This window comes from Aurantibacter sp. UH7, assembly GCF_056839165.1.
The window spans coordinates 3910844-3934577 of the sequence record NZ_CM166388.1; the positions used below are offsets into that span (position 1 = coordinate 3910844).

General features: G+C 34.3%; 22 protein-coding genes and 1 tRNA gene. 13 read left to right on the top strand and 10 right to left on the bottom strand.

Annotated elements, in window-relative coordinates; genetic code table 11:
* The first annotated feature begins 3 nt into the window (after positions 1 to 3).
* The 7 genes from UH7x_RS16525 (at position 4) to UH7x_RS16555 (ending at position 10131) form a co-directional block, all read left to right on the top strand.
* A complete protein-coding gene (locus tag UH7x_RS16525) occupies positions 4 to 1464 on the top strand; it encodes a DUF1501 domain-containing protein (RefSeq protein WP_482361027.1) in 1461 nt (486 codons plus the stop codon).
* Positions 1465 to 1523: 59 nt separating this feature from the next.
* Positions 1524 to 2666: an NHL repeat-containing protein gene (locus UH7x_RS16530; protein WP_482361028.1), complete on the top strand. Its 1143-nt coding sequence runs from the start codon at positions 1524 to 1526 to the stop codon at positions 2664 to 2666.
* Positions 2667 to 3131: 465 nt separating this feature from the next.
* On the top strand, positions 3132 to 3653 hold the full coding sequence (locus UH7x_RS16535) for a hypothetical protein (protein ID WP_482361029.1): 522 nt from the start codon (positions 3132 to 3134) through the stop codon (positions 3651 to 3653).
* A gap of 400 nt (positions 3654 to 4053) precedes the next feature.
* The gene (locus tag UH7x_RS16540; RefSeq protein WP_482361030.1) at positions 4054 to 6813 is read left to right on the top strand and encodes an ATP-binding protein; all 2760 of its coding nucleotides are present in this window, start codon (positions 4054 to 4056) and stop codon (positions 6811 to 6813) included.
* Between the two features lie 164 nt (positions 6814 to 6977).
* Positions 6978 to 7616, top strand: coding sequence for a hypothetical protein (locus UH7x_RS16545; RefSeq protein WP_482361031.1), 639 nt, complete (start codon positions 6978 to 6980; stop codon positions 7614 to 7616).
* Positions 7617 to 7802: 186 nt separating this feature from the next.
* Positions 7803 to 9485, top strand: coding sequence for a tetratricopeptide repeat protein (locus UH7x_RS16550; RefSeq protein ID WP_482361032.1), 1683 nt, complete (start codon positions 7803 to 7805; stop codon positions 9483 to 9485).
* A gap of 10 nt (positions 9486 to 9495) precedes the next feature.
* Positions 9496 to 10131, top strand: a complete 636-nt coding sequence (locus UH7x_RS16555) for an SCO family protein (protein WP_482361033.1) — start codon at positions 9496 to 9498, stop codon at positions 10129 to 10131.
* A gap of 261 nt (positions 10132 to 10392) precedes the next feature.
* Here the strand turns inward: UH7x_RS16555 and UH7x_RS16560 are convergent.
* A tRNA-Met gene (locus tag UH7x_RS16560) sits at positions 10393 to 10466 on the bottom strand.
* A gap of 137 nt (positions 10467 to 10603) precedes the next feature.
* Between UH7x_RS16560 and UH7x_RS16565 the strand changes: the two genes are divergently transcribed.
* Entirely contained in the window at positions 10604 to 10987 is a 384-nt protein-coding gene (locus tag UH7x_RS16565; protein ID WP_482361034.1) for an START-like domain-containing protein, read from the top strand.
* 53 nt (positions 10988 to 11040) lie between these two features.
* Positions 11041 to 11898 (top strand): aminotransferase class IV, encoded by an 858-nt coding sequence (locus UH7x_RS16570; RefSeq protein WP_482361035.1) that lies wholly within the window; start codon positions 11041 to 11043, stop codon positions 11896 to 11898.
* Here UH7x_RS16570 and UH7x_RS16575 read toward each other — a convergent pair.
* The 5 genes from UH7x_RS16575 to UH7x_RS16595 form a co-directional block, all read right to left on the bottom strand.
* Positions 11895 to 12455, bottom strand: coding sequence for a YqgE/AlgH family protein (locus tag UH7x_RS16575; RefSeq protein WP_482361036.1), 561 nt, complete (start codon positions 12453 to 12455; stop codon positions 11895 to 11897). The two genes, UH7x_RS16570 and UH7x_RS16575, sit on opposite strands and share 4 nt — an antisense overlap.
* A 111-nt stretch (positions 12456 to 12566) precedes the next feature.
* Positions 12567 to 12839, bottom strand: coding sequence for an HU family DNA-binding protein (locus UH7x_RS16580; RefSeq protein WP_153754375.1), 273 nt, complete (start codon positions 12837 to 12839; stop codon positions 12567 to 12569).
* A 171-nt stretch (positions 12840 to 13010) separates the two neighbouring features.
* A complete protein-coding gene (gene fmt, locus UH7x_RS16585) occupies positions 13011 to 13958 on the bottom strand; it encodes a methionyl-tRNA formyltransferase (protein WP_482361037.1) in 948 nt (315 codons plus the stop codon).
* The gene (locus UH7x_RS16590; RefSeq protein ID WP_482361038.1) at positions 13955 to 15850 is read right to left on the bottom strand and encodes a RecQ family ATP-dependent DNA helicase; all 1896 of its coding nucleotides are present in this window, start codon (positions 15848 to 15850) and stop codon (positions 13955 to 13957) included. Before UH7x_RS16590 ends, fmt begins: the two co-directional genes overlap by 4 nt.
* Before the next feature lie 4 nt (positions 15851 to 15854).
* Positions 15855 to 16415 carry an AAA family ATPase gene (locus UH7x_RS16595; protein ID WP_482361039.1) on the bottom strand — a complete coding sequence of 187 codons (561 nt, stop codon included), beginning with the start codon at positions 16413 to 16415 and terminating at the stop codon, positions 15855 to 15857.
* 77 nt (positions 16416 to 16492) lie between these two features.
* Between UH7x_RS16595 and UH7x_RS16600 the strand changes: the two genes are divergently transcribed.
* From UH7x_RS16600 to murA, 3 genes are all read left to right on the top strand, one after another.
* A complete protein-coding gene (locus UH7x_RS16600; protein ID WP_482361040.1) occupies positions 16493 to 16780 on the top strand; it encodes a DUF493 family protein in 288 nt (95 codons plus the stop codon).
* Positions 16781 to 16957: 177 nt separating this feature from the next.
* The gene (locus UH7x_RS16605; RefSeq protein ID WP_482361041.1) at positions 16958 to 17623 is read left to right on the top strand and encodes a DUF4290 domain-containing protein; all 666 of its coding nucleotides are present in this window, start codon (positions 16958 to 16960) and stop codon (positions 17621 to 17623) included.
* Between the two features lie 15 nt (positions 17624 to 17638).
* Entirely contained in the window at positions 17639 to 18949 is a 1311-nt protein-coding gene (gene murA, locus UH7x_RS16610) for a UDP-N-acetylglucosamine 1-carboxyvinyltransferase (protein ID WP_482361042.1), read from the top strand.
* Here murA and UH7x_RS16615 read toward each other — a convergent pair whose 3' ends face one another.
* The 4 genes from UH7x_RS16615 to UH7x_RS16630 form a co-directional block, all read right to left on the bottom strand.
* Entirely contained in the window at positions 18950 to 19948 is a 999-nt protein-coding gene (locus UH7x_RS16615) for a pirin family protein (protein WP_482363622.1), read from the bottom strand.
* 209 nt (positions 19949 to 20157) lie between these two features.
* Positions 20158 to 21468, bottom strand: coding sequence for a cryptochrome/photolyase family protein (locus UH7x_RS16620; RefSeq protein ID WP_482361043.1), 1311 nt, complete (start codon positions 21466 to 21468; stop codon positions 20158 to 20160).
* A gap of 1 nt (position 21469) precedes the next feature.
* Positions 21470 to 22162: an SDR family NAD(P)-dependent oxidoreductase gene (locus UH7x_RS16625; protein WP_482361044.1), complete on the bottom strand. Its 693-nt coding sequence runs from the start codon at positions 22160 to 22162 to the stop codon at positions 21470 to 21472.
* Positions 22163 to 22660, bottom strand: a complete 498-nt coding sequence (locus tag UH7x_RS16630) for an SRPBCC family protein (protein WP_482361045.1) — start codon at positions 22658 to 22660, stop codon at positions 22163 to 22165.
* A gap of 171 nt (positions 22661 to 22831) precedes the next feature.
* Here UH7x_RS16630 and UH7x_RS16635 point away from each other — a divergent pair, with 171 nt between their 5' ends.
* A complete protein-coding gene (locus UH7x_RS16635) occupies positions 22832 to 23677 on the top strand; it encodes a DUF2911 domain-containing protein (RefSeq protein WP_482361046.1) in 846 nt (281 codons plus the stop codon).
* Positions 23678 to 23734: the final 57 nt, after the last annotated feature.

The following is a 23734-nucleotide window of genomic DNA, read 5'->3' on the forward strand; positions in this document are numbered from 1 at the left end:
GCCATGAATATTTTAGACGAAGCACATTTTAGACAAAGTGAATATAATACTAGAAGACATTTTTTAAAGAAATGTGTTACTGGTATGGGAGCAGTAACATTGGGATCAATGATGGGTGGAGCCAACCTTTTTGCAAAGGATATATTACCATCAGATGGAGGTGGTGTTGGATTACCACATTTTGTACCTAAAGCCAAGCATGTAATTTATCTACACATGGCAGGAGCCCCATCACAGCTAGAACTTTTTGATTACAAACCTGAACTTAAAAAGATGGATGGGCAATCTTGTCCACCTTCTTTATTAGAAGGAAAACGATTCGCATTTATAAGAGGCGTACCTCAGATGTTAGGTCCGCAAAGTAATTTTAAGCAGTATGGAGAATCGCGGACATGGGTATCTGATTATTTACCCAAATTTGCGGAAGTTGCCGATGAGGTTACTTTTCTTAGATCGGTTCAGACCGATGAATTTAATCATGCTCCTGCCCAATTCTTAATGCAAACAGGATCACCAAGAACAGGTCGCCCAAGTTTAGGTGGTTGGGTTACTTATGGTCTAGGATCACCAAATGATAACTTACCAGGCTTTGTAGTTTTATTATCTGCAGGAGGACCAACAGGTGGTAAACGATTATGGGGAAGTGGTTTTCTTCCAACAGTACATCAAGGAGTACAATGTCAGTCTACAGGAACTCCAGTTCAAAATCTCAAAAATCCAAGTGGTGTTGATAGCAAAATGCGTAAAAAATCGGTAGAGATAATAAACAAGATAAATGAGTTAGAATATCAAGAAGCGCAAGACCCAGAAATTTTAACTAGAATTTCGCAGTACGAAATGGCTTATAAAATGCAAACTTCAGTTCCTGAAGTAATGAATATAGACGATGAGCCAGCGAATATCCAAGAGATGTACGGTGTTACTCCGGGTGAGAATTCATTTGCTAACAATTGTCTTTTAGCTCGCAGATTAGTAGAAAATGGTGTTCGCTTTGTGCAATTGTACGATAACGGATGGGATATGCACGGAGCAGGACCGGGAGGTGGAGTAGGACAAGGGTTAAAACGTAAATGCAAACAAATTGATAAGCCCATTGCAGCGCTTTTAAAAGACCTTAAACAAAGAGGGATGTTAGAAGACACTTTAATAGTTTGGGGTGGAGAATTTGGACGTACTCCGATGATGGAAGCGCGTACCGGTAAAAATTTCTTAGGCCGTGATCACCATAATGAAGCTTTTACCATGTGGATGACTGGTGGTGGAATTAAACGAGGTTATTCACATGGCGAAACTGATGAAATCGGATACTCTGCAATTAGTGGTAAAGTACATGTGCATGATATACAGGCTACAATTTTAAATCAATTAGGAATAGATCATGAAAGACTAACATATCGTTTTCAAGGTCGCGATTTTAGATTGACCGATGTACATGGCCATGTAATTAAAGATATATTGGCCTAAAAAGGATATAATTTTAATGAAGAATGATTAGCTTACTACAAATTTATAAGACGCAACCAATGCAAAAAAGAGGTACACTTACGTTATTTTCAACAGTAATTTTCTTAGGGTGTTCAATAACAATATTGGCCCAAAATCAGCAACACTCGCATGATTTTTCGCATCATGCAAATGAAAACACAGCCATTGCTCATCACCAGCACCATGAAGTAAATTCAACCGATGAAGCTCCCATGCAAGCAAAATTAGAAACAGGTCAAGGAGATTATATTTTCTCATGGGATCAGGAATTAACCGCGGCTTTTCCGGAAGCGGCACATGAATTTGAACCAAGGATGCATGGTGGTTTTAATGAAGATCCTGAAACAGGGATTGTTTATACAGGAATACCTGGCTATGGTCTTTGTGCTATTAGTGCTGATCTTAAAAATTGGTCTGTATTAGGAACCGATAAGCGATTGAAAGATAATATTCATGGAATAGTTTTCTTCATTCATAAAGGTGAGAAGTACCTTGCTGTAGCACAAGAGGGTAAAAGGGTATTAGTATTGACGTTAGATGGAAGAATAGTTAGTGAAATAGTAAAGCCTACTGGGACTGAGTTTAAATTCGCACCTGCTAATGAATTCTTCGCATCTGAAGACAGCAATTTTGGAGTTACAGATGTAACTTATTTAAAAGGGACTTTATACGTAGCACATGGTTATTCAAAAGGAGATTTTGTAATGACTATTAAGGAAAAAAACGGAGTTTGGAGTTGGGGTAAACTTGCTTGGGGTGGTAAAGGTGATAATCCTGGTCAGTTTCAAACAGCACATGGTATTTATGCCCATGAAAACAAGATACTTGTGGCCAATAGAGCTGCAGGACAAGTAGTGCGGTTTACTAAGAAAGGAAAATTCATCGAAACTTTTAATGACATTCCGGCAGGTAGTTTAGTTTGCAATGTTTCTTATAAAGATGAGCATTACTTTTTAAATGCTTTAGAAGCTATAGGTGACCAAAAATCAGCCCCTTTATACGTTCATTCGGGAGATAACCTTGTTTCTACTGTTATTCCAGGAGATTTAGATATTCCAGTTTTAACGAATATTCATCAAGTATGGCCACACTTTGTGAATGAAAACGGATCAAAACAACTTTATTTATTGGTTCACGGATGGAATAAAGGAAAGTTTGCTGTTTTGAAACTCGAGAAATAGTAATTACAATTTTGATTTACGTTTTTTAAATCAAGATAAAACGGCACAGTTATACATAGTTATATATTAAAAAAGCTCCCTAAAAGGAGCTTTTTTTGTAGCTAGTGTGGAAATTATATTTTTGCCAGTCTTATTAGGAAAATGTTGTCCTTATTAAATAAATATCAGAGATTTTACAATCTCAAACATTCTAATATTTATAATTATTTAATTTTAATCTGCCTTACTTTTTAAATTAATATCGATAATTCTTGAATTTTCAGATAGTTTTAAAAAACAACAACTTTTAATGTTAATGATTTCATTATCAAGCTTATGTAAATTGACATTGCATGGTTTTGCAAGTATAGTACATGGTTTTTCTTTCCGGTTCTTATATACTCCTAACCTGTGAAATAATAGTGAACCTCCTTTTTGCATAAGCGCAATATCATTGTATCATAATTAATCTTTAAATATATTATTATGAAAACATTTATGATAAGTGCAATGATATTGGGGTTTGTTAGTGTTGGATATTCTCAAGGCACAAGTAACAAACAAAATCTAGACATTATAACCGAGAACACTATTTTGGCTCCTCAGAATAGTAAATATCTAAGCAAGGTAAAAGATGGTGTTATTTCGCCCAGAGTTTTAGAATTACAGCATTCTGTTGCAAACTATAATCTATTAACATCAAAGTTATTTAAAGGCAAGGGCAGAAACTATCATGTTAAATTTAGGAAAACAAATGGTAAGATATATACCACATTTGATTCGCAAGGGCAAATACTGAATTCTATTGGTAATTTTAAAAATATAGCCTTTCCGATACCTGTTCGAAATATTATTTATAGTACTTATCCAGGATGGTATGTGCTTGAAAACACATATAAGAGTACTTATTCAATTGAAGAGGGTACTAAAAATGTTTATAAAGTGAAGATTGGTAAAGGGACGTTAGAAAAGAGACTAAAAATTGATGCTGAAGGAAATCTTTTGTAATATGAAAAAAGGTAAATGTAAATCCTCCCTTTCTGTTGTATCAGAAGGGAGGCTTTTGTAATTATTAATTTATTAAAATCACGAAACGAATTAAGATGTAATTCATTCTAAATCAACTTTTACCAAATTAAAAGGGCCATGTTTAATTTGTTATCTTGCATAAGAACTATTCCGCTAATTTCCAGTATCAAAGCCATTGATGCCCCCTATCAATTTCATTGGATTTAATTCAACCTATATGTTCATATCCAATAAGTTCAACCTTAAAAATATCCTTTGGAGTTTGTTTTTGTTTTGGGGCAGTATTCTTTCAAGGATCCTTAAGCCAACTGTTAAATCAAATTCTATAGCTATTCATTTCTCAATATATAAGTTGCTGGGAATTTTACTTGTGTTCTTTATGCAATGGAATATTCAGGCTCAAACACGTATTGAAATCCCTACAAGTTCTAGTTGGAGTATGACTTTGATTGATGAATTGGAAGTCATGAGTGATGAACAACATCAATGGACAGCAGATTCATTATTTGATGCTTCAGAAGGTTTATTTGTGCCAAATTCTGTCGATGCCAAACCTAAGTTACATAACTATTGGGCAAAATTTAATTTGGCTAATACATCGGAGAGTGAACAATGGCTCAGTTTCGAGTCCCAATACTGGGATTATGTCACGCTTTATTTGCGTGATTCAACTGGGAGTGTCACAGTTATCCCTTTTGGAATAAGGAGTAATATAAATAATAACAAGTTTCTTGTCCGATCAAAAACTGAATATGAGGTATTGGCCAATTTCGAGTCTAGTGGGCAGTTCCGTAGGGAGGATAACATAAACCTTGTTATTAAGTCAACAATTACTGCGCTAGAAAGCAAAACGTTTACCTACTACTTAGATGGTATTTCCTTGGGTATTATGTTTGGCTTTGCGTTGTATAACCTGTTTTTATTTATTTCTCTGCGGGATATGACCTATTTCTGGTATTCATTATATATTCTTTTTCTGGCTTTCAGCTTTGCTACATTATTTGCTTCTGAGCCATCTAAATGGGTGCAATTTTTCACTCCTAACAACCCATCATTTCCATTTTATTTAAAGAAGGTTTCAGAACCGATACTAGCGATATCATATATCAATTTCGTTAGAAATTTTCTATTGATAAAGGAGAGGCATCCGATTTGGGACAAAGGTTTAAAGATTTTCATGGTCTTAATCTTTCTTCAATTTTCGGCCAATATAACTGGCATATATCACTTTACTGGTATAACCCGTGTTATGATATGGAATATGTCCACATTAAGTTGTGTAATATTAGCCTTCATATGCTATTTTCAAGGGTATGCCAAAGCCAGGTTTCTTATTGTCGGTCAATTTTTTATTCTAATAGGGGTCGTTATCACAGCAACACACTACGCTGGGTTCGATTTGCTTAACTTTCTACCTAAAACAGATTTTTTAAATTATTTCAGATCTCCATCTAGTTACTTTGCCTTTGGTGCAGTAGAATCTATCGTTTTCTCTTTTGCCCTGGCTGATAAGTATAATATGATGCAGAAGGAATCCGTGAGAGTGAAAATCGAAAAGGAAAGAGAAAAGTCGGAAGCATTTCGATTGCAAGAATTAGACAATTTCAAAAGTCGCTTCTACTCGAATATTACTCATGAATTTAGAACACCGCTCACGGTTATTCTTGGCATGTCAGATTCATTGGAAAGTGAATTACAGACCAAAATGAATCCACCCATAAAAAATGCAGTGAAAATGATTCGTAGAAATGGTAGTAATCTTTTGTCACTGGTAAATGAAATGCTAGATCTCTCCAAACTTGAGAGTGGTCGTATGGAAACGAATCTAGTGCAAATTAATGTAATACCCTTCATTAAATATTTAGGTGAGAGTTTTCATTCATTCGCCCAAGAAGATGACATCCATTTTACGGTATATTCAGAAATTGAAGAATTAGTGATGGATATAGATTCTCAGAAATTGGCTACCATAATCTCCAACCTGCTTTCGAATGCGATAAAGTTTACCCCTCCTTTGGGAAAAATCATTCTTCATATCCAGAATGATGCTGATATGAATTTGGTTATAAAAGTTACCGATACAGGAATAGGCATAACAGAAGAAGAGTTGTCACATGTTTTTGATCGCTTTTATCAAGCAGATACAACTCACACAAGAAAGGGAGAAGGATCCGGTATTGGCCTTTCTTTGACCAAAGAATTGGTGCAACTATTAGGAGGTAAAATTTCAGTAATAAGCACACCTAACGAAGGCAGTGTTTTTAAAGTAGAATTACCTATAACCCAAAATGCTCCAAAAACAACTATTGAGTCCTTAAAGCTGAGTCATGAGTCAGTATCGGAAATAATTGATTCAGAAATCAATCAAAAAGCAGATATCAAGGATGTGGATTTACCACTAGTATTAATAATAGAAGATAATAAGGATGTTGCCTATTACTTAAAACAGTGCTTAAAGGGGCAATACAAGACGATGCATGCCATAAATGGTATTGAAGGTTTAGAAATGGCATTTGAACACATTCCGGATATTATTATCTCTGATGTAATGATGCCGGGTAAAGATGGTTACGAGGTGTGTGGCATGTTAAAAGAGGATCAGCGTACTGATCATATTCCTATTGTTTTATTAACAGCCAAAGTAACTACAAAAGATCGCGTTATAGGCCTTACTCACGGAGCGGATGCATATTTAACTAAGCCTTTTATAAAAGAAGAGCTATTTGCGAGATTGGAGCAGCTTCTTTTTCTACGGAAGAAATTAATAAACAAGTTCCAGTTGGGCCAAGTATCTAAAATAATGGCAAAACAACCTATAAATGCTGAAACCAAATTCATTACCAAAGTTATCGAACTTATACATAAAGATTTAGATAACTCTACCTTTGGCGTCTCTGAACTCAGCACAAAATTAAGCTTAAGTGAATCGCAAGTATATCGTAAATTAAAAGCAATTACAGGAAAGTCGACTGCTGTTTTTATTCGAACTATTCGCTTAGAATCAGCAAGAGAGCAGCTGCAAACCACTAATAAAACTGTTTCAGAAGTTGCTTATGCCGTAGGGTTTAATGATCCATCATGGTTTAGCAGAGCTTTTAAAGAGGAATATGGCTTTGCACCAAGCGATATTTCTAAATAGCTGTCTTACAATGTTTTAATTTTCACCATTGCATGTTTTTGCAATAATAGTACAAGCTTTTTTTTCCCGATTCATTATTACTCCTTGGCTTTGAAAAAATGGTAAATGCCGTTTTTTGATAAGCGCAATATCATTGTATCATAATAATTATAAAAACAAATATTATGAAAACGACAATGAAATTTTTTAGCTACGGAATTCTAATTTTAACTTTATTATTTACTTCTTGTACGGAAGAAGGAGATATTGGCCCAATTGGTCCTGCCGGTCCTCAAGGTATCGCTGGAATTGATGGTGCCGATGGAATGGACGGAACTGATGGTATGGATGGTATTGATGCCCTAGATGGATCAAATGAAGCAGTTATAACCAACCATTCAGAAACAAAAGTACCAGGATCATTTTCTACACTTGATCGGGATATTGACGGTGTTACGGCATATTTTAAAACCACTGATTTAATCCCGAATAATGCCTATACCTTGTGGTTTGTAGTCTTCGGTGAAACTCCAGGGCCACCAATTTCTACCTTTGCGGCAGGTCATGTCGCAGGAGAAACCGGAACAGAAATTTTTGCCGCTTTTAAAAGTATCGATGCAGATTTTGATAACCCTATGACGGGTGAGATTCATTTAGCATTACGAACCCACGGACCTGCTCAGCAAGGAATGATACTTGACCAGATACAAACTATGGATGGTGGTTGTACTTCTGGTTTTGATTCTGGGCCAGGAACTCATCCAGACTCTGATGAAGTTGGGTATTGTGCGAATGTACAAGTTGCCAAATATATTGTTGAATAACAATTAGACATTAGAGGAAGCCTTAAAATTTAAGCTTTATACATTTTAATTAATAGTACACCGCTGATTAAAAATTAAAGTCTCAGCTTTTTGGCTTCTAATGAAGTTGTATAAATTACTTAACTTACAAGTACTATTAAATAGTTCCCTAACGCAATGTATTACCTAAGTAAATTTAGTGGAACTATGAAATCGAATATTGCATTTTTTCTTCTAGGTATGTTTTTATGCCTGACTTCTTGTAAGAACATCAGCAAAGAACCGAGCGCTGCCCTGGCTTCAATTGATTTTTTAAGGGGAGACCTACTACTCTGTGGTGATGGTCAATTTGGAGAATTAAAATTCTCGCTTTCCTGTGATTACGAAACACGGGAGACCTTTGATTTAGCCGTAGCTTTATTACACTCTTTTCAATATGCTGATGCTGAAAAGGCATTTGTAAAAGTTATAGATACCGACCCCAATTGCCCCATGGCCTATTGGGGTGTTGCCATGAGTATTTATCACGCGGCATGGTTTCCTCCAACAGAGAAAGACTTAAAAAAAGGGGCACAAGTTTTGGCTGTTGCTAAAGAGTTATCTATGGATGAAAAACAACGGGATTATATCAATGCCATTGATGCTTTTTATACCGATTGGCAAAATGTAGACCACCCGACTAGAGCCAAACGCTTTGAAATGGAAATGGAAAAAATCTACCTTAAATATCCCGAAGATATCGAAGCAGCTATTTTTTACACCTTGGCCTTATATTCAACCCGTGATAGAACTGGAAAAGACTACAAAAATGAACAAAAAGCCGGAAAAATTCTCGAATCTCTTTTTGAGCAAAATCCCAATCACCCTGGTATTGCACATTACATCATTCACAATTACGACAACCCAGTTTTAGCACATAAAGGTCTGGAAACTGCCCGTAGGTATGCAAAAATAGCACCTTCGTCTTCTCATGCGCAACACATGCCTTCGCATATTTTTACCAGACTTGGTATCTGGGAAGAGTCCGTAGAGTCTAACATTCAATCAGCTGAAAGTGCACGTTGTTACAAACAAGCAATGGGCATTGATATAGGTTTCTTCGAAGAATTACATGCTATCGATTATCTGGTGTATGCCTATCTACAGCAAGGTGACAATATTCGCGCAGTAGAACAGTATAATTTAATCAATACAGCGACAGCTGTGCACCCTTTAAATGTTACAGCGGTAATGTATCCGATTGCTGCAATACCATCTAGATTAGCACTTGAAAATAAGAATTGGCAAAGGGCAGCAGATATACAACTACAAGAAACGGGTCTAGATTGGGAACAGTTTCCATGGCAGAAGGCTATATATCATTTTACCAGAGCATTAGGCGCTGCGCATATCAAAGACTTCAATATGGCAGAAGAGGAAATAGAATCACTTGCAAAATTGCATGAGAACATGGTTACAGAAAAAGACCGTTCGAAGTCCATTCAGGTTAAACAAGTTGAAATTCAACTGAAAACCGCAGAAGCTTGGTTGTATTTCAGTAAAAGCGAGGTAGAGAAGGGACTTGCTTTAATGCAAACTGCTGTTGCTTTAGAGCGAAAAACAAGCCTACACCCACTTACTCCGGGAGATGTTTTGCCGACTATAGAATTATTGGGCGATATGTTATTAGAATTGAACAAACCAGATGAGGCACTAAAAGCATATGAAGAAAGCCTAGGTAAGACACCTAAGAGATTCAACGGAATTTATGGTGCGGCCAAAGCTGCTCAAAATTCAGGAAATTTGGAGAAAGCAGCTGACTATTTTAAACAACTTATCGAATTAACTAAGAATTCAAATAGCGAACGACCTGAAGTTCTAGAGGCTAAAAAGTTTATTGTACGCTCTTAAAACGAATGTTATGAAAACAAAAATCAGTTTAGGAATCTTGGTGATTGCATTTTCGGTATTTGTTTATTTGTCGAATAAGAAGTCGGAATTACCGATTATGAATCCATCTGATTTTAATCCAGAACTTGTTGATGCTAGTTTACAGAATGGAGCAAAGGCCCATACTGTTGCTGATTTTGAATTGATTAATCAAAATGGAGAAACTATTACCCAGACAAATTACGAGAACAAAGTCTATGTGGCCGATTTCTTTTTTACCCGTTGTCCCAGCATCTGCCCAATTATGTCTAATAATATGGGAAAGTTGCAAAATACTTTTCTTAAAGAAGCCGATGTGATGTTTCTTTCTTTATCCGTAACACCAGATTTGGATAGTATTCCTGTCTTAAAAGCGTATGCCCAAAAACATGGGGCTATAGATGGTAAATGGAATATTACTACTGGAGAAAAAAAACATATTTACAATCTTGCTCGAAAAAGTTATTTCGCTGTGGTAAATAAAGGTGATGGTGGACTTCAAGATTTTATACATACTCCAAATTTCATTCTAGTGGATACAAAAAAACAGATACGAGGCGTGTATGATGGAACTAGTAATAAAGAAATAGAACGATTGATTAGCGATATTGAAAACTTATCAAAATAGATGTAGATAAGATAATGTTTTACGTAAATATGTTGAACTTAAAAACAAGTATGATGGTTCGAATTTCGCACTTTTAAGTTTTTTTGTGTATCTAAATTCTGCAAAACAATATTTATGTCGTAGTGCATAATAACGGAATTGTTATTGGACTATCTAGTATTTGCTGAGGTTTAAATGTAAATTTCTAAAAAAATAGAGTAAAATTACATAGTGAAATAAAAAAACCCATGAAGTAAATCACGGGTTGTTTGTAATAAATAGTAGCGAGAGTGGGACTTGAACCCACGGCCTCCGGGTTATGAATCCGACGCTCTAACCAGCTGAGCTACCTCGCCATTCGTTTTAAAAACGGGTGCAAATATATAGTTTAATTTCATCTTCATCAAAAAACAACAATTAAAATTATTCTGCTTTAAATATTTTTTAATCATTCGGTTTTATATATATTGCCCATATAAACAGAACGCTTTTCATGGACGATAAAATTAAGTTTGAGATTGAATTTGTGATACAATCATCACCTCAATTGTTATATACCTATTTATCAACACCTTCGGGTCTTTCTGAGTGGTTTGCTGATAATGTAAATTCTCGGGGAGAAATATTTAACTTTATCTGGGATGGCTCTGAAGAAGAGGCAAAATTATTGAAACGTAAGAGCGATGATTTTGTGAGATTTTCATGGGTAGAAAATGATGATGATTCTTTTTTTGAGATGAGAATTATTGTTGATGAGATTACAAAGGATGTTTCATTGTTTATCACAGATTTTGCAGAAGAAGATGAGGTTGACGAAGCAAAAATGCTTTGGGAAAATCAAGTTTCTAGCCTAAAACAAATACTAGGTTCAAAATAAGAAGTTACTTTATTGAAGTATATTTGGTCCCGATAAAATTCGGGACTTTTTTTATGGTAAATTTTAATGGAGAAATATTAGCGTCGAACTCTCAAAAGCTTACCGAGCATAATAGGGGATTGCGCTACGGAGATGCACTTACAGAAACTTTAAGAGCTAAAGGTGGCAAGATTATCTTTTGGGAAGACCATTACCTAAAGTTAATGGCAGCAATGCGCGTCTTGCGTATGGAAATACCTATGAACTTTACAATGGAATTTCTCGAGGCTGAAATTTTAAAACTTATACATGAAAATAAGCTGGACAATAGAACCGTACTTGTTGACATTTTTGTTTATAGAAATTCTACCTCCAATAAATTATTACCAGAGCATAGAGAAATCAATTACTTTATAGAAACACGAACATTAAGTACTTCGGCATATAGTCTGGAAAACAATAGATACGAAGTTGAATTGTTCAAAGATTTTTATGTAAGTGGCGATATGTTAACTACAATAAGTACAAATAATAAAATGCTTAATGTTGTTGGGAGCATATTTGCGAATGAGAATGACCTACAAGACTGTTTATTATTAAATCACAATAAAATGGTAGTAGGCACCCTAATTGGCAATTTATTTCTGTTAAAAGGTAATACTATAAAAACAACTCCTTTAACCGACGGAGCTTTAAATACAGTTGTTAGAGATAAATTAATAAAAATAATTAAGGATTCAGACGAGTATAGCTTTGAAGAATCTTCAATTTCACCTTTTGAATTACAAAAAGCAGATGAGCTAGTCGTAATTAATATTGAAAGAGGAATAATACCAATTACCAAGTATCGAAAAAAGGTGTATAATGCCGATACTGCAAATACACTCATTGAAAAACTAAAAGAATTAATTCAATTAGAAATAGCCAGTTAATTTAAACTAGGATTCTCTGGGGCGTTAGACCAAATAAGATAATTACCTCCAAGTTCTGCCATTTTTTCTTTCCAAAAAGCATTTGAAGATTTTTGAATGATATTACTCTGATACTCATTTTTCACTACAATCCAAGATTTAGAAGTGAGTTCTTGATCTAGTTGCAATGATGACCAACCTGAATATCCTAAAAAGAAGCGAATATCATTTTCAGATATTACCTTATTATTTATTAAGTTGATAGTAATATCGAATTCACCACCCCAAAATATACCATCCGAAATTTCGATACTATTATTAATCAAATGCGGAACTTTATGAATAAAGTAGAGGTTATCTTGCTCTACAGGGCCTCCGTTAAAGACTTGAAACGGGACTTTGATTTCTGGCACCAAATCACTTATTTGATATTCCAAGGGTTTATTTAGAATAAAGCCAACAGATCCGTCATCATTATGTTCTGCTAGAAGCACAACTGATCTGTTAAATGAAACATCACCAGTTAATGCTGGTTCAGCAATTAAAAGTTGGCCTTTTTCTGGCTTAATATCAATCATTTGCGTTTCTGATTTAAAACTAAAATAAGATTTTTCTTATAAATAGCAAAAAGAGGCCAATAAAAAAGCGCTTGCCAATGACAAACGCTTCTATACTATAAGAGTAAAAGACTAGTTTACTGAATTCGCTAAATCAGAACCTGCTTTAAACTTAACAACGTTTTTAGCAGCAATTTTGATTGTCTGACCAGTAGAAGGGTTTCTACCTTCTCTTGCATTTCTTCTAGTAACAGCCCAAGATCCGAAACCTACTAAAGATACACGGTTTCCTTTTTTAAGAGATCCTTCAACATTTCCTAAGAAAGATTCTAATGATTTTTTTGCTGCTGCTTTAGTGATGCCAGCATCAGCTGCCATTGCATCGATTAATTCTGTTTTGTTCATAACGTAATTAAATTAATTGTTGTTAAAATTATATACTGAAGACAAATTTATAGGGATTTGCGTTCAACGCAAGTAAAATGGGGGGAAATCGCCCTTTTTGTTGATAACTCAGGGCGTTTGTTGATAAAGTAGCCTTTTTTCTACACTCATGAGGCCAATAAAGACAGGGGTTTAGCAGACTTTGGCATTTTCAGAAAATTTTAATCCGTTCAATAATGCCGATACAGCCATCCTTTTTTTGCCTGGAAATTGAATTTCTTCTAAAATTATAAAGCCAGAATTAACTGCAACTTTTAGCTCTTTTTTCGTTGTAATTAATTTACCGAAATCGTAATTATGTGGTTCTTTAATTTTTGATGCTTTATATATTTTAATAAAAATTTGCTCATCATTATTAATAAGAGTTGTATTTGCAGCCGGATAAGGACTTAGGCCTCTTATGTGATTGTATATTTCATCAATTGATTTTTGCCAATCGATTTCGCAGGTCTCCTTAAAAATTTTGTAAGCAGATTTTACAGGGCCTTCTACAATTTGTTTTTTGGTGGTAACCTTATTCTCAGAAATTAAATCAACAGTTTTTAAAGCTAATGATGCGCCTAAAACCATTAATTTATCATGTAGGGTACCTGCAGTTTCGTCTGAGTCAATTGCTATTTCTTCTTGAAGGATAATTTCACCGGTATCAATTTTATCATCAATAAAAAATGTAGTCACTCCAGTTTTGGTTTCACCATTAATAATCGCCCAATTTATAGGAGCGGCTCCACGATAACTAGGAAGTAAAGAAGCATGGAGGTTAAAAGTACCATACGCTGGCATTTGCCATACTACCTTGGGTAGCATTCTAAATGCTACTACAATCTGAAGGTTGGCATTTAAAGACTTTAATTCGGCTAAAAACGCCTCATTTTTTAAATTGGTAGGTTGTAATACAGGTAATTCATTTGCAACTGCATACTTTTTAACAGCCGATTCATTTAATTTTCTACCTCTACCAGCTGGCCGGTCAGGAGCAGTAATTACACCAACTACCTCATGCTTACTATTATTTATTATGTCTAATGTGGTAACAGCAAAATCTGGAGTACCCATAAAAACAATTCTCAATTTTCTCATCTCTTTAGTTGGTATTCGTTTTTATAATTTATCATTATAAGACCATCTTCTAATAAAAACTGTACACTTGCCAATACAGCTGTATGATTAAAGTCAAGTAATTCTATAAGCGTTCTTGACGATTTATCGCCTTGTTTTAATAATGCAATAATATTCTCATTAATTATTTCTTCATTACTGTTAGAATATTTGGCTAAGCAAATATCGCACTTTCCACAATCTTCCTTTCTGTTTTCTCCGAAATATGCCAAGAGCATTCTATTTCTACAGACCTTATTATTTTGAACATAGCCTAGCATTTTATGTAGTTTATCAGTTTTAGTCTTGTGTAATTCTTCAACTTTTTTACTAAACATATTTATGGTACTATCATCTTCACGTGGCACAAGAAAATTAATTTCAAGATCATTGTCTTGCGCTTTATATTCTATTAAACCATCTTTTTCTAATTGAACTAATACCTTATTAATTAAGGCTTCTGGCTGGTTCGTTTTTTTAGATATTAGTTGTGTATTTATTTTGGTTTCAAAATCAAAAACGCCTCCATAAGTACGCAGTATAGTTTGAATAATATTAGTAGCATTTTCATTTCGATCCATATATGTGAAGAGCATATTTTTTGTGCTTATAAATTTTATCTCCGATTGTTTTGAAAAAGATTCTGATAATGAAATAACCGAATACTGATCCAAAATACGGAGCACATTGTACGTTTTTAATGTGTTTAATTTATAGGTGGTACAAAAAGTATAAAGACTAAATTGATATGCAGATGCTACCAATTCGCCAAAGGATATTTGAAAATAGTTATTCAGCTTATTATATACTTTTTTAATAAACTTTGTGTCTGGCAATACACTCAAAAATTGAGAACTAACATAGGCTTCATCACCTTTATTTGTTATTAAAGCAGCTATTGCTGGTTGCCCATCTCTACCGGCTCTACCAGCCTCTTGAAAGTAATTTTCTAAACAATCAGGAATTTGAAAATGCACAACTAAGGAGACATCCGATTTATCTATGCCCATACCGAATGCATTTGTAGCAACCATTATTTTGGATTTATTGCTTAACCAATTATTTAGCTTAGTTTTTTTATCAGATTTATTTAGTCCACCGTGAAAAAAATCAGCCTTAAAATTAAGTGAATTAAGATATTGAGATAATTCAACTGAAGACCTTCTTGTTCGAACATACACAATCACACTATTGTCAGTTTGTTTGCACAGTTGTTTTAATTGATATCGTTTATCTTCTGAACGAAAAATTTGAAATGCAATGTTATCTCTAGAAAAAGAATCTTTAGCAATTACTGGTTTTTTTAATTGCAAACTAGTTTTAATGTCGCATATAACTTGCTCCGTTGCCGTGGCAGTAAGTGCAATTATAGGCACGCTAGGTAAAAGTGTTCTTAATTTATCACACTCGAGATATGCTGGTCTAAAATCGTGACCCCATTGAGAAATGCAATGTGCTTCATCAATAGCAATGAGGTTTATGTTCATAGCTTCAATTCTTTTAAGCACCATCTCTTGTTTTAACCGTTCTGGCGAGAGGTACAAGAATTTATAATTCCCATACAAACAGTTATCTAGTAAATTGATGATTTCTTCTTGTGAAATACCTCCTGTTAATGCTAGGGCTTTTATTCCTTTGTTTTTCAGATTTTCTACCTGGTCATGAATTAATGCCACCAATGGTGATACAACAATACACAATCCTTCATTTACTAAAGAGGGTAATTGAAAACATAAGGACTTACCGCCTCCTGTGGGTAATAAAGCCAAAACATCGTTACCACCTAAAACTGCAGAAATAACTTTTTCCTGTGATCCTTTGAAGTCATCATAACCCCAATATTGCTTTAAGATTTCACGAGGATTTTTTTCCACCGTATTAATTGTTTGCAGAATTCAATATAAATTTAGTTCGATTTTCAATAGTATCGAAAGGTACTTCAATAACATTGTAACCAAAATCAGAGTAACTTTTTCTTAACCAGTTTTCAATTTTAATAGCTTCTTCAAAAGTTTCAAAACGTTCTTCATCAGTAGCAAAAATTTCTTCCCACATAGGTAATAAAAAAACCATGTCGTAATTATGGTTTTCTGCAGCCGTTATAAACTCAGGCACTAAATTTTGATTATAATGACTCATATAAGCTAATACATCAGGAATTCCACGATCAAAAAAAATTAATTTTTCTGCTATTTTTTTTGACTCATTAAATTGATTAGATCTTCCTAGCAGTAACTTTCTATTAAAATCTAATGGGTCATCAACAGAATCAATTGGGTTCGTTTCTAAAGAAGCTAAACTTCCTAAGTCTTTAGCTTCGTTGGTTAATTCTCTTATAAATTCATGAAAGCATAAATAGTTTTTATCTTCTAAGTTTTGAATAACTGAAGTTTTTCCGGTCGCGGGACCACCTGTTATGACTATTTTTCTAGAATTCAATGCTATTGTTTTTATTGATGTTGCTTAGCTTAGTTCAAAAATAGCTATCGAAATCTTATATTTGTAAAAAAAATTGCATGGATACTGATAAATCAGAAGAATTCTATTCTCGACTAAAGATACAACTTACTGAAACATCAGCTTGGCCTTCTAACTATCTTTACAAATTTATTGTTCCAACCGATGCGGATAAAATTACGAGTATAGAAGAAATATTCAATAATTTAGGAGCTGTTATCGAATCGAAGAAATCAAAGAAAGGTAAGTATACCAGTGTTTCAGTAACGGTAAACTTAGTAGGTCCGGATCAAGTTATTGAAAAATATAAGGAAGTAGGTAAAATTGAAGGAGTGATATCATTATAAACATTTCTAAAATTTATTAGTCTTAAAACTTGACTTTTTAATTAAACAGGAAGCCACCGACAGAATAGTAAAGATTTAAAAACTATTCATTAATGGGTATAAAATAGTTTCACCCATATAATTTTGTTATTTTGCCTCCGTTATACTAATACGCATTAAAAGCATAAAAAATACAATTTGAATTTAGTAGATAATATAGAATACAATACAGAACGAACTCATTTAATTATTCCTGAGTATGGGCGTCATTTTCAAAAGATGGTAGAACATGCAATGAGTATAGAAGATCGTGATGAAAGAAATAAAGTAGCGCAATCCATAATTAGTGTTATGGGTAATTTGCAACCCCATTTACGAGATGTGCCTGATTTTCAGCATAAACTTTGGGATCAGTTGTTTATTATGTCCGATTTTAAATTGGATGTAGATTCGCCGTTTCCGATCACAACAAAGGAAATGTTACAGGAGAAACCAGAGCCACTAGAGTACCCACAAAATTTTCCAAAGTATCGTTTTTACGGAAACAATATTAAGCGCATGATTGATGTAGCTGTAAAATGGGAAAAGGGTGATATGCGCGATGGTTTAGAATATGCTATTGCAAACCACATGAAGAAATGCTACCTGAACTGGAATAAAGATACAGTTGAGGATAAAATCATATTCAAGCATTTAATTGAATTAAGCGATGGTGCAATAGACTTAGCTTCAAAAGAAGAAAATTTAACTGAAAGTCAACAGTTTCTTAAAAACCGTTCGAATAAGAGTAATAGTCGCAGTAGCAATAGTCACTCAAACAAAAAGAATCAACGAAATAACAACCGCGGAAAAAAGCGGTACTAATACCTCAAATCTTAGATGGGAACGTTTAAAATTGAAGGGGGCCATCAGCTCTCCGGTGAAATAACGCCGCAAGGAGCCAAGAATGAGGCCTTGCAAATTCTTTGTGCCGTACTTCTTACAGCAGAAAAAGTAACTATCAATAACATACCAGATATTGTTGATGTTAACAAACTAATACAACTACTTAGAGATCTTGGTGTTAAAGTCGAGAAGTTAAGTAAAGGTTCATATGCTTTTCAAGCGGATGAAGTAGATTTAGAGTACTTGCAATCGCCTGAATTTAAAAGAGATGGTAGTGGCTTACGAGGTTCTATTATGATGGTAGGTCCGTTGTTAGCTAGATTCGGACAAGGCTATATTCCTAAACCTGGAGGTGATAAAATTGGTCGTAGAAGATTAGATACACACTTTGAGGGTTTTATAAATCTGGGAGCAAAATTTAGATACAATAGAGAGGAACATTTTTACGGTGTTGAGGCAAAAAAACTAAAAGGTACATACATGCTTTTAGATGAGGCATCGGTAACGGGAACTGCCAATATAGTTATGGCAGCGGTTTTAGCTGAAGGCGAAACAACTATCTATAATGCTGCATGTGAACCTTATTTACAACAGCTTTGTAATATGCTTAATAGAATGGGCGCCAAAATTTCTGGTATAGGCTCTAATCTATTAACTATTGAAGGTGTTGATGAGTTGGGCGGAACAGAACATAGAATGTTGCCGGACATGATTGAAATTGGTAGCTGGGTAGGTCTTGCTGCTATGACAAAAAGTGAACTTACAATTAAGAATGTAAGCTGGGACGATTTAGGTCAAATTCCAACAGTTTTTGGAAAGTTAGGTATTAAATTAGAGCGTAGAGGTGACGACATTTTTATACCAGAACACAAAGATGGGTACGAAATTCAAAATTACATAGACGGTTCTATATTAACAATTTCTGATGCTCCTTGGCCTGGTTTAACTCCAGATTTATTGAGTATTATCTTAGTAATGGCTACACAGGCAAAAGGTGAAGTGCTTATTCACCAGAAAATGTTTGAAAGCCGACTTTTCTTCGTTGATAAATTAATTGATATGGGAGCGAAGATTATTCTTTGCGACCCGCATAGAGCAACAGTAATTGGACATAATTTTAAATCCACTTTAAAGGCCACAACAATGACTTCGCCAGATATTAGAGCAGGAGTTTCATTATTAATTGCGGCATTATCGGCTAAGGGAACTTCAACAATTCATAACATCGAACAAATTGATCGTGGTTATGAAGATATAGATACAAGACTTAGAGCAATTGGGGCTAAAATTGAGCGTATAGCTTAATTATTTTTCAATTAAAGTGCCATCTGGGTAAAGTGCAAAACGACCTTTTTCACGATCATGTACATTGTCGGGGTAGGGCCATGGCCAACCTCCAAATTGTGTTAGGCCATATTCTTTCATAGTAGCACGAATTTCTTCTTGAGTGTTCATAACAAAAGGTCCGTGCTTTACTACGGGTTCATTTATAGGTTTACCCTGAAGTAGAAGTAAATGCGCGGTGGTTTTTCCGGTCGTAATTTGAACATCGCCATTTGGTATTAATGAAATACCATAATTTTTAGAAATGGCTTCATTTGAGATTAAAATATCGTCACCCTCATAGAAATATAAATTCCTAGATACGTTTGATAAAGCTTTAGGTAAAACATACGTACTATTTGGTTTTATATGAATATTCCAGATTGCCACTTCGTTAGTGGTATTGGCCGCCCATGAATCTGGAGCTGGTTTCGGGGCTTTTATATCCTTATATATTCCAGCTATAACTTTAATGGTAGCACTGGCTTCATTAACAATTGGAATGTCTTCATGCCATAACATCTTAAAATGCGGATCTACAAACTTACCAGAAGGGGGTAGGTTCAACCAAATTTGAAATAATTCTAATGGATTCTCTTCATCTTTATTTAAGAGTGGAAACATTTCAGAATGTTGTACACCTCGCCCAGCTGTCATCCATTGTACATCTCCGTTACCAAACCTACCAGCAGCGCCTAAAGAATCTGAATGGTCGCAATAACCTTTATTCGCTATCGTAATAGTTTCAAAACCTCTATGTGGGTGATATGGAAAACCAGGTATCGTCGTACCATGATACATGCGCCACCCATCTTTAATTACAAAGTCATTACCAAGGTTTCTTCCCGATAAATCAACATTGGGACCCATTTCGTTATTTCCCTTTGGATAATGGTCTAAATGATAAACGGAAAATAAAAATGGGTCTTCCGTCTGCCATGGGAAACCTAAAGCATATGTTTTAAGAATTGGATTACTCATAATTTTGGAATCATTCGTGTCAAGGTACTCTTGCCTTACTTCTTTATTATTTGCAAAACATAAATTTCCGTTATCCTCTCCCATATGTTAGAATTATAAAAATTAATAATTGATGAGTAATTGATGTTTAGTTCTCGATTTTTTATCAAGAAGTATAATTAATAAAATAAATATTAGGAGGAAATATACTAACAAGGTAGCAAATTATTTCAATTTAGAGCGTTTTTATAAACCGTTAAACATCTTTCTCTGGCCATTTTATGATCAACCATTTTTGGAGGATATGTTAGTTCTTGTAGATCTGTAACCCAAGTATTGATGTATTCCTTTTTCTTGTCAAATTTTTCAACCTGCGTCATGGGATTAAATATTCTAAAGTATGGAGCAGCATCTACACCACTACCTGCAGCCCATTGCCAGTTACCAACGTTAGCACTTTGATCATAATCTAATAACTTCTCGGCAAAATATGCTTCACCCCAGCGCCAATCTATTAGTAAATGTTTACATAAAAAACTTGCTACTAACATGCGAACTCTGTTATGCATATAGCCAGTTTGATTTAATTCTCGCATACCAGCATCAACTAAAGCATATCCGGTTTCTCCATTACACCATTTTTTAAATTCACTTTCATTATTTCGCCATTCTATTCGATCGTATTTAGGCCTAAATGATTTATTTACCGTATGTGGAAAATGCCAAAGAATTTGCATAAAGAATTCTCTCCATATTAATTCATTCCAAAAAACTTCATTTTTTTCTGAAATAGCTTTTTTTACCATTTGGCGAACGGACACTGTCCCGAATCTTAAGTGCGGACCTAAATGAGAAGTACCATCTTTTTTTGCTGGGAAATTGCGTGTATTTTCATAATTCGCAATTAGGTTAGGGCTCACATTGTATTCTGGCACCTTTATGTTAGAGTTTTCAAAACCTAAATCCGCTAATGATAGGTTTGGAAATTCAATATTCTGAACAAGATGTTTTAAGTATTTTGTAGTATCCCTTATTTCTAATGAATTTTTAATGTTGAATTTTTCTTTCCACTTATTTTTGAAAGGTGTGTATACCACATATGGTTCACCATTACTTTTAACTATTTCATTTTTTTCAAAAACAACTTGATCCTTAAAACTTAAAAACTCGATACTATGATTGGATAATAGTTTTTTTATAGCGATATCACGTTTGTTAGCATAAGGTTCATAATCACTATTAGCATAAACATGTGTAACTTGATATTTGTTAATTAATTCTTTGAATGCTTCCTCTGGTGTTGCATGAAAATAAGCTAACGTACTATTATAGTCTTCTTCAATAGTTTTACCAATTTTCTGCAAGGTGTCATAAATGAAATTTAAACGTGCATCTTCCTTAGCAAGATTATTCAAAATATTCTTGTCAAAAATAAATATGGGTAATACAGGATGTTCTCCTTGTAATGCATGAGTAAGTGCCACGTTGTCTTCGAGCCGTAAATCACGCCTAAACCAAAAAATTGATATTTTATTTTTCATATCAATTTACATTAAGTGTACTCGTTCCACCATCAATTCCAATTACCTGGCCCGTCATCCAACTACTTTTATCACTCAATAAAAATACGGCCATATTCGCAATGTCATCTGGAGCACCTATTCGCTGCATGGGATGTCGCATGGCGTTTGCTTCTTTCTTTTTATCATTATTTAGTAACCTTTTAGCCAAAGGAGTATCAACTAATGAAGGCGCTATGATATTAACCCTAAACTTAGTTGCATATTCTGCAGCTATAGCTTTACCGAAGCCTTCAATAGCTCCTTTTGCTGCAGCTACACTAGTATGAAAGGGCATGCCTTTTTTTACCGCAACCGTACTAAAAAATACAATACTCGATTGATTCACGAGTCTAGGAATAATAGTTTTAAATATTCTTACCAAAGCGAAGAAATTGATTGCCATATCTTCTTCAAAATTTTCAGAAGACAACATTTTAAATGGCTTTAAATTAATACTACCAGGGCAATAGACAAAACCATGAATCTCTTCTGGTAATTCATTTAAATTAAGTTCTTCCGATGCAGCATCGAACTGCAAATGATTAACATGTAAAGAATTTAAATTGTCTACAGTTCTTGATGCTACATATATATTATGAGTTTCATGTAACTGATTTACAATAGCAAGACCAATACCACTAGATCCACCAATTAATAGAATGTTTTTTTTCATTTATATAGATTTAAATTGAAGCACTTTCGATTGTGGATTGAGTACACCAAATAGTTTTATTAATTTCTTTTCGCGATATGAGAATATCTCGGATAATTGTTTTTTAATAAAAATTAAATGTGCTATCTGACCTAGGAATCCAAATGGAACTTTATAATCAATAATATCTTCCATTTCTACACCGCCCGGAATAGGCTTAATAAAGTGTTTATGATGCCAAAGTTGATAGGGGCCAAAACGTTGTTCATCAACAAAATATTCACCTTCTTTAACATGCGTTATCTCGGTAACCCATTTTGTAGAATAACCGGTAAAAGGAGAAACTTTATATTGAATAATTTGACCAGGAAACATTTTTCTATCAGAACCTGATAAAATATTAAAGCCCATACGCTCGGGAGTAATAGTCTTTAAATTAGCGGGATTAGATAAAAAGTCCCAAGCTTCTTTTTGACTTATTGGGAAAGCTTGTTTCGAATAAAGTTGATACAATTTCATAAATATCTTTTAACAAAAATACAATTTTGTCTAATTATAACTAAATAAAGTTAGACAAAATTATTAAAACAAATGTGCTGATAAATTCAAGTATAGTTATTTAAGTTTTTCTTAACAAATGCCATATAGCATTCTGTGTAATTTCGTAAAAACTAATAAATACACTATCACATGAAAAACATTACATTATTTGTTTGTGCTATTATGGCTTCTATTACCATGAATGCGCAAATTGAAGCACCGGCACCTAGTCCAGGATCAAAATTAATCCAGACTGTAGGTTTAACTGATATTACTGTTGAATACTCGCGACCATCTATGCGCGGGAGAACAATTTTTGGAGAGCTAGTGCCCTATGATAAAATATGGAGAACAGGAGCTAATGCAAGAACTAAAATCACTTTTAGCAAGGATGTTAATATTGGTGGATCTGATGTTAAAGCTGGTTCTTATGCAATTTTCACAAAACCAAATGCATCTGCATGGGAGGTTTATTTCTATGCAGAGCCTAATGCAGGTGGGACTCCAAAAGAATTGGATCAATCTAAAGTTGCAGCAAAAGTTACTTCACAGGTAGTTCAGATGCCAATGTCAATGGAAACATTCACAATTATTATTGATGATTTATCTGATAACGGAGCTACTTTAGGGTTACTTTGGGAATCTACTTATGTACCTGTTAAGATTGGAGTTGGTACAGATGCTGCAGTAATGAAAAGCATTGATAAAGTAATGGCAGGTCCTGGTGCTGGTGATTATTATGCCTCAGCAGTTTATTATATGAACGCCGGAAAGGATATTAAGAAAGCTAAGGAATGGATGGATAAAGCAATGGCTATGACTGAAAAACCTGCATTTTGGCAATTGCGTCAGCAGTCTTTGGTAAATGCCAAAGCGGGCGATAAAAAGGCGGCTATTGATGCAGCTAAAAAATCTTTAGCAGCAGCAAAAGAAGCAGGTAATGATGATTATATTAAAATGAATACCGATTCTTTAAAAGAGTGGGGAGCGAAGTAATTACCTTATTATAAAATAGACCCGTGTTTACAATTTTAAACACGGGTCTATTATTTT